A 6,940-nucleotide genomic window follows, 5' to 3' on the forward strand; every position below is an offset into this window, starting at 1 on the left:
CGCGGGCTCCTGGGCGGCGGCCGTCCAGGCGACGGTGCCGACGGCCGCGGCGGCGGCCAGCGCGGTGGCGCCGGCGAGGACCGCTCTGCGGCGGCGGGACCGCAACGGGTGAAGGATCTTTGCCATTTAGTCCTCTGTCAAGATGTTTCGCGGGGTGTCGAAGGAGTATGCGTTGCTTGTCCGCCGTGCATGGCGCTCAGGGCTTTTATGGTTGCCTGGGCCACTTGAGGAGTGCGTCACGGAATGCAACTGCGGCGACCTCACCGGGGAGGAGCTGCGACAGCGCTTTCTTCTCCTGGAGTAGTAGTACCCGGGTACCACTCGCGTCCCGGAAGATCGCTCCCGAAACCGATGAACGGGCGCCCTGCGGGCCGTAGCGTTCTGGGCATGATCGAGATCGAGCACTTGACGAAGCGCTACGGCAAGAAGACGGCCGTGGACGATCTGACGTTCGCCGTCAAGCCCGGCGTCGTCACCGGGTTCCTGGGGCCGAACGGCGCCGGGAAGTCGACCACGATGCGCGCCATCGTGGGCCTGGACGCCCCGACCGCGGGTCTGGCCCGCGTCAACGGGAAGCACTACTCGGAGTTCCGGTCGCCGCTGACGGAGGTCGGCGCGCTCCTGGAGGCGAAGTCGGTGCACGCCGGGCGCAGTGCGTACAAGCACCTGCTGGCGCTGGCCCGCACGCATGGCATCCCGACCCGGCGCGTCCACGAGGTGATCGACCTCGTCGGCCTGCACGAGGTCGCCGGGAAGCGCGTGGGCGGGTTCAGCCTCGGCATGGGCCAGCGCCTGGGCATCGCGGTGGCGCTGCTGGGCGACCCGGCGGTGCTGATCCTGGACGAGCCGGTGAACGGGCTCGACCCCGACGGCGTGAAGTGGATCCGGTTGCTGCTCAAGGGCCTGGCCGCCGAGGGGCGGACGGTGTTCCTGTCGTCGCACCTGATGAGCGAGCTGGCGCAGACGGCCGAGCACCTGATCGTGATCGGGCAGGGCCGGCTCCTGGCCGACACCACGGTGGACGACTTCGTGTCCGGCAACGGGAAGTCGCGCGTGCGCGTCGTCTCGCCCGATGCGGCGCGGCTGGCCGAGCACCTGGCCGGTCCGGGCATCACGATCGCGAGTCCCGAGCGGGGCGTGCTGGACGTGAGCGGGACGGAGGCCGCGGTGGTGGGCCAGACGGCCGCCGCGCACGGCCTGGTCCTGCACGAGCTGCGGACCGACCGCGGCTCCCTTGAGGACGCGTTCATGCAGTTGACCGCCGACGCGGTCGAGTACCGACAGACCACGGAAGGGGTCAAGTGATGACCGCCGCAGCGATGACCGAGCGGCCGGCGTACTCGCCGCCGCAGCAGTACCGGCTCACCTTCGTCGGTGAGCTGCGTTCGGAGTGGACCAAGCTGTGGTCGCTGCGCTCGACGTGGATCGTGCTGCTGTGCGCGGTCGTGTTCTCGGGCGGACTGGGGGCGTTGATCTCGGCGAACGTGCCGGACGAGGCCGCGGTGGGCGGCGCCGACATGGCGCTGGGCTATGCGATGGCGGGCGTGTCGCTGTCGTCGGTGTTCGTGGCGGTGCTGGGCATCCTGTCGATCACCGGCGAGTACACGACCGGGTCGATCCGCTCGACGCTGTCGGCGGCCCCGAAGCGCCTGGGCATGCTGTGGTCGAAGGCGCTGGTGTTCGGCGCGGTCGTGGCGGTCCTGTTCACCGTCATGGTGTTCGCGACGTTCTTCATGTCGCAGGCGCTGCTGTCGGGCACCGAGATCGGCGACGTGTCGCTGGGCGACGAGGGCGTGCTGCGGGCGATGTTCGGGTACGTGGCGATGATCGTGTACCTGGCGCTGCTGGCGATCGCGATCGGTGCGATCCTGCGGAACTCGGCCGGTTCGATCGGCTTCTACGTCGGCGTGATCATGATCCTGCCGCAGCTGGCGACGCTGCTGCCGTGGGAGTGGGTCAGTGACGCGGTGCCGTACGCGCCGGGCAACGTGCCCAACACGATCGCACTGGTCGACACCTCCGGGAGCACGCTGACGCTGGGCGAGTCGTGGCTGTGGATGGGGATCTGGCTGGTCGTCGCCTACGGGCTGGCGGCGGTGCTGCTCAAGCGCCGGGACGTGTGACAATCGCGTTGTGGCGCAGTCCGTGAACGTGTCCCGCAAGCGCGGGCTGTGGCAGCGGGTGTCGGAGTTCGACTCCCGGCACCCGCTGCTTTGGAATCTCTTCCCGATCTTCCTGTACGTGTTCTTCGGGTGCATCGGCGCGATCGGGGCGGTGATCGCCCAGGTGGAGTTCCGGCATCCGGTCGCGCAGATCGTGGCCGCGGCCCTGTTCCTGGTGCCGACGATCTGGCGGCGCCGGTACCCGTTCGCGGTGCTGCTGAGCCAGTTCGTGCCGTTGTGCATCACGATCCCACTGGCGCTGTCGGGGAACGGTTCGGGCGTCGTCGACGGCGCGGCGGCGCTGGCGTTCACGGTGGTGCTGTACAACATCGTACTGCGCCGGCCGCTGCGGCTGCTGTGGTGGGCGGCGCTGGTGTCGCTGGCGCCGTCGCTGGTGGACTGGCTGGTGAACCACCATTTCTCAATCGCGAGCTTCGTCGGGTTCTTCGTGTCGACGGCGGTCTACTTCGGGTTCGTGGTGGCGATCGGGATGCTGGTGCGCACGCGGCGGGACTTCCAGAGCTCGCAGCGCGACCAGGCGACGCGCGAGGCGGTCTCGGACGAGCGCAACCGGATCGCGCGGGAGATGCACGACATCATCGGGCACAACCTGGCGGTGATCAACGCGCTCGCCGACGGCGGCGCCTATGCCGCGGCCGCCTCGCCGGACAAGGCGAAGGAGGCCCTGGTGACGATCGGGCGCACCAGCCGGGAGGCCCTGGGCGAGCTGCGGCGGGTCCTGTCGGTGCTGAAGGCCGAGGACCCGCAGGAGATCGAGCTGGCCCCCCAGCCGGGACTGTCCGACATGGACGCTTTGATCGAGCGGGTCCGGGAGGCGGGGCTGCCGGTGACGCTCCTGACGTCGGGCGAGCGGTGGGAGCTGTCGGAGAACCAGCAGCTGGCGGTGTACCGGACGGTGCAGGAGTCGCTGACGAACGTCCTCAAGCACGCGACCGGGCCCAGGAACGCCGAGGTGTCCCTGGCGTACCGGGACGAGGGCCTGGCGGTGACGGTGTCGAACACGGGGAACCGGGTCGACGAGGCGGGCACGTCGCGGGGCCTGGCGGGGCTGGCCGAGCGGGCGGCGGCGTTCGGCGGCACAATGGTGGCCGGGCCCGAGGCGCGCGGCGGTTGGCGCGTCGCCTTGTGGATGCCCGCGGACGGGAAGGAGCGCCGGTGACCACCCTGCTCATCGTTGACGACCACCCCTTGCAGCGCATGGGGTTCCGGATGCTCGTGGAGAGCCAGCCGGACCTGGTGGTGCTCGGCGAGGCCGAGAACGGGGCCGACGCGGTGCGCCGCGCGACCGAGCTCGGCCCCGACGTGGTCCTCATGGACGTGCGCATGCCCGGCGTCGACGGGATCGAGGCGACCCGGCGGATCATCGCCGCGGGCGGGCGCAGCCGGGTCCTGGTGCTGACGACGTTCGACCTCGACGAGTACGCGTACGCGGCGCTGCGGGCGGGCGCGAGCGGGTTCCTGGTCAAGGACGCCCAGCCCGAAGAACTGCTCGCGGGCATCCGCGTGGTCGCCGCCGGCGACGCCGTGGTCGCCCCGAAGCTCACCCGCCGGCTCCTGGACCGGTTCGCCGACCAGTTCCCGGTCGACGGCGAGGACGAGGCGAAGGCCGCGGCCGCCCAGCTCGACGTCCTCACCGAGCGCGAGCGCGAGGTCCTGACTGCGATCGGCAAGGGCTGGAACAACACCGAGATCGCCGAACGGTTCCACCTGGCCGAGTCGACCGTGAAAACCCACGTCGGCCGCATCCTCGCGAAGATCGGCGCCCGCGACCGGGTCCAGGCGGTCATCTTCGCCTACAACACCGGCCTGGTCTCCCCCGACAGCCGCTGACGCCCCCGTTTCCTCCCCACTTCTTCACTGCTCCAGCCCCTGTTTCGACCCCTCGTTCCCGCTTCCACGCTCACCCGCACTCTCACCGCCGCCCTGGCCTGCCACCGGCGGTGACTGTCGTACCCATGGGGCAGGGTTGCAGCGGGGGCCCAAAATCCCGGTGCCATATCACATGTCACATGGCACCCGTGTGGTTCACAACCGCGTGAACGCGAGCAGGTCGCATTCGGACTCAACCGGCCGCGGGTCCGTCTCCGCGGCGACGTCGGCCTCCATGGCGGCCAGGCCGTCCCGGTACTCGTCGTCGGTGAGGTGCTCGTAGACCGACAGGGCGCGCAGGCGCTGGCGCCCGGTGTACTCGGCGAGGCTGTCGGCGGAGCGGTGGTGGACCTCGACGAGCCCGGAGTGCGCGTACCCGGCCTCGGCGAAGACGTCGACGGTCTCCGCGAAGGTCGGGAAGACCTCGGCGTCGATGGCCCTGGTGCGAGGGAAGTACCGGTACAGCAGCAGGTCCTTGAGGCGGTCGGCGAGGGTCGTCGCGATGAGCAGCCGCGCGCCGGGCGCGAGGACCCGGGCGAGTTCGCGGGCCGCGGCGGGCCGGTCGGGCACGTGGTGCCACACCAGGAACATGAGCGCGAGGTCGGCGCTCGCGTCGTCCAGCGGCAGGTCGGCGGCGCTGCCTGCGACGTAGGTGACGAGCGGGTGGGCCGACTCGGCGCAGGCGACCTCCCGCATCCGCGCCGACGGCTCGACCCCGACGGCCTCGGCCGCGAACTCCTCGGCGAGGACGGGGGTGAACCGGCCGGTGCCGGAGCCGACGTCGGCGACGCGCGCGATCGGCCGGTCCCCGGCGAGGCCGCGGAAGGCCCTGCTCCAGTTGCGGCGGCTCGATGGAAGGAGCCTGCGGCCCTTGGCGTATCCGGCGTGCTGGGTCCGGTCGTAGTCGACGCGCTGGAGTCCCACGGTGTCCCCTCGTTCAGTCCTGGGCGGGCGCGGTCGGCGCCCAGAAGCGCAGCGTGGTGCCGCGCCGGTCTTCGAGTACCCCGCCGTTGCGTTCGATCACCTTGCGGGAGGCGATGTTCGACTCGTCGCAGGTGATGAGGGCCTTGTCGATGCCGAGCGCGGCGGCGCGCGGCAGGGCGGCGGCGAGCATCGCGGTCGAGTGGCCGCGGCGGCGCGCGGACGGCCGCACGTCGTACCCGATGTGGCCGCCGATCTCGATGAGCGCGTCGTTCAGGAAGTGGCGGATGGAGATGCGCCCGAGGTAGGTCTCGCCGTCGGCCCACCACAGCGTCGTGACCGGGACGAAGCCCGCGGGAGGAACGGTCCGCCAGCCGAGCTCGGCCTCGACGTAGGCGGCGACCCAGTCGGGTCCGGCGCGCTGGAACCGGTCGATGACCATCCCGGTCCACGAGTGTGCGACATCGGGGTCCTCGGCGGTGAACTCGCGCAGCGCCTCGGTGAAGGACGGGGCCAGGCGTGCGGTCGGGTCGATCAGTTCTGGCACGGTTTCGACGGTAAAGGACCGGCAATCGTCCTGCAACCGCATTCGCGGCCGCGCACCGGCTGTTCTCGGCCGTGCGCGGGGAATGTAGCGCGGCCGTCATCTTCCGTTGGTACCGTTGCGGGTCGGTTCTAGGGAGGTTCGGGATGACCGGTTCGGTACTGGCGGCTTCGCTGCTGCTGTTCGACATGGACGGGACGCTGGTGGACTCGACGGCGTCGGTGGAGCGGGCGTGGGGCCGGTTCGCCGACCGGCACGGCCTGGACGCGGGCGCGATCCTGGCGGTGGCGCACGGGCGCCCGACGATCGAGGTGGTCGCCGACTTCGCGCCGCAAGGCGTGGACGTGGTCGCCGAGACCGACCGCATCGAGGCCGAGGAGATCGACCGCACCGACGGGATCAGCGAAATCCCGGGCGCGGCCGCCCTCCTGGAGTCCCTCGACCGGTCCCGCTGGGCCGTCGTCACCTCCGCGACCCGCGCCCTGACCCTCAAGCGCCTCGCGGCGGTCGGCATCCCCCTCCCCAAGGTCCTCGTCGCCGCCGACGACGTCACCAAGGGCAAACCGCACCCCCAGCCGTACATGCTCGCGGCCCGCGCACTCGGCTTCGACGCCGCCGACGCGGTCGCCTTCGAGGACGCCCCCGCCGGGCTCACTTCCGCGACGGAGGCCGGCGCCTCGACCGTCGTCGTCGGCGGCTACCAGGGCGAGGCCGCCGCGGGACTCCCCCGCGTCCCCGACCTGTCGGGCGTCCGCGTCACCTGGGACGGCCCGACTCTGTCGGTGCAGCTCCCCTAGCCCCGCAACGACTGTCGGCAATCCGACAAAGCCGTGACCGTCTCGCGAACGCCTCGTTCTTTCGGGTGAATCCCCCGATTTGAAAAGAGGAGTCAATGCCAGGAGAGTTCCACGAGATCCTCGTGAAACTGGTCCAGGACGAACCGGATTCGGTGGCGTGGCTGCTCGGCCGCGCCGGTGGCAAGCGGGGCGCGACGTGCGTCGCCGCAGAGACCCGCACCGGCTCGGTCGGGTCTCCGGGCCCGACCGAGCGCAGGGCCGACGGCGTCGTTCTGCTCAAGTTCCTCGGTAGCATCGAAGATCCAGGCCGAGCCGCTGATTTCGCGAAGTACCTGCTCACTACTTTGGCTAAGGAGCCTGCGACGTTGCTGGAGGCACTCATGAAGACCGGAGCCCGTCTCTACCACTCCGAGTACACCGACGAGCTGCTCGACCAAGGCGCGATTCGCCAGTCGAGGGCGATCCTGATCCGGATGCTCGAGGCCGAGGGGCCGGTGAGCGCGGAGCGGCGCGAAGAGATCGAAGCCTGCTCCGACCTGGCGCAGCTCGACGCGTGGATCACCGAGCACATCCGGCCCGCCAAGGGCTGATCAGACGTTGAAGGGCCGCCGACCGCGTTCGCGGTC

General features: G+C 70.7%; 8 protein-coding genes. 6 read left to right on the forward strand and 2 right to left on the reverse strand.

Annotated elements, in window-relative coordinates:
• Nucleotides 1-387 precede the first annotated feature (387 nt).
• From DI269_RS14670 to DI269_RS14685, 4 genes are read left to right on the forward strand one after another with little or no spacing between them, the layout of a single operon-like run.
• A complete protein-coding gene (locus DI269_RS14670) occupies nucleotides 388-1,305 on the forward strand; it encodes an ATP-binding cassette domain-containing protein (protein ID WP_112137064.1) in 918 nt (305 codons plus the stop codon).
• Nucleotides 1,305-2,123 carry an ABC transporter permease gene (locus tag DI269_RS14675; protein ID WP_112137066.1) on the forward strand — a complete coding sequence of 273 codons (819 nt, stop codon included), beginning with the start codon at nucleotides 1,305-1,307 and terminating at the stop codon, nucleotides 2,121-2,123. The genes DI269_RS14670 and DI269_RS14675 overlap by 1 nt, the downstream gene beginning before the upstream one ends.
• A gap of 10 nt (nucleotides 2,124-2,133) precedes the next feature.
• The gene (locus tag DI269_RS14680) at nucleotides 2,134-3,342 is read left to right on the forward strand and encodes a sensor histidine kinase (RefSeq protein WP_112137068.1); all 1,209 of its coding nucleotides are present in this window, start codon (nucleotides 2,134-2,136) and stop codon (nucleotides 3,340-3,342) included.
• A complete protein-coding gene (locus tag DI269_RS14685) occupies nucleotides 3,339-4,013 on the forward strand; it encodes a response regulator (protein WP_112137070.1) in 675 nt (224 codons plus the stop codon). Before DI269_RS14680 ends, DI269_RS14685 begins: the two co-directional genes overlap by 4 nt.
• A gap of 195 nt (nucleotides 4,014-4,208) precedes the next feature.
• Here DI269_RS14685 and DI269_RS14690 read toward each other — a convergent pair whose 3' ends face one another.
• Together DI269_RS14690 and DI269_RS14695 are read right to left on the reverse strand one after the other, a co-directional pair.
• The gene (locus DI269_RS14690) at nucleotides 4,209-4,976 is read right to left on the reverse strand and encodes a class I SAM-dependent methyltransferase (RefSeq protein WP_112137072.1); all 768 of its coding nucleotides are present in this window, start codon (nucleotides 4,974-4,976) and stop codon (nucleotides 4,209-4,211) included.
• Between the two features lie 13 nt (nucleotides 4,977-4,989).
• Entirely contained in the window at nucleotides 4,990-5,520 is a 531-nt protein-coding gene (locus DI269_RS14695; protein WP_112137074.1) for a GNAT family N-acetyltransferase, read from the reverse strand.
• A gap of 143 nt (nucleotides 5,521-5,663) precedes the next feature.
• Here DI269_RS14695 and DI269_RS14700 point away from each other — a divergent pair, with 143 nt between their 5' ends.
• Together DI269_RS14700 and DI269_RS14705 are read left to right on the forward strand one after the other, a co-directional pair.
• Nucleotides 5,664-6,314, forward strand: coding sequence for an HAD-IA family hydrolase (locus DI269_RS14700; protein ID WP_198667445.1), 651 nt, complete (start codon nucleotides 5,664-5,666; stop codon nucleotides 6,312-6,314).
• 95 nt (nucleotides 6,315-6,409) lie between these two features.
• Nucleotides 6,410-6,904: a hypothetical protein gene (locus DI269_RS14705; protein WP_112137076.1), complete on the forward strand. Its 495-nt coding sequence runs from the start codon at nucleotides 6,410-6,412 to the stop codon at nucleotides 6,902-6,904.
• The last annotated feature ends 36 nt before the right edge of the window (nucleotides 6,905-6,940 follow it).

This window comes from Glycomyces dulcitolivorans (assembly GCF_003265355.1).
Classification (GTDB): Bacteria; Actinomycetota; Actinomycetes; order Mycobacteriales; family Micromonosporaceae; genus Glycomyces; species Glycomyces dulcitolivorans.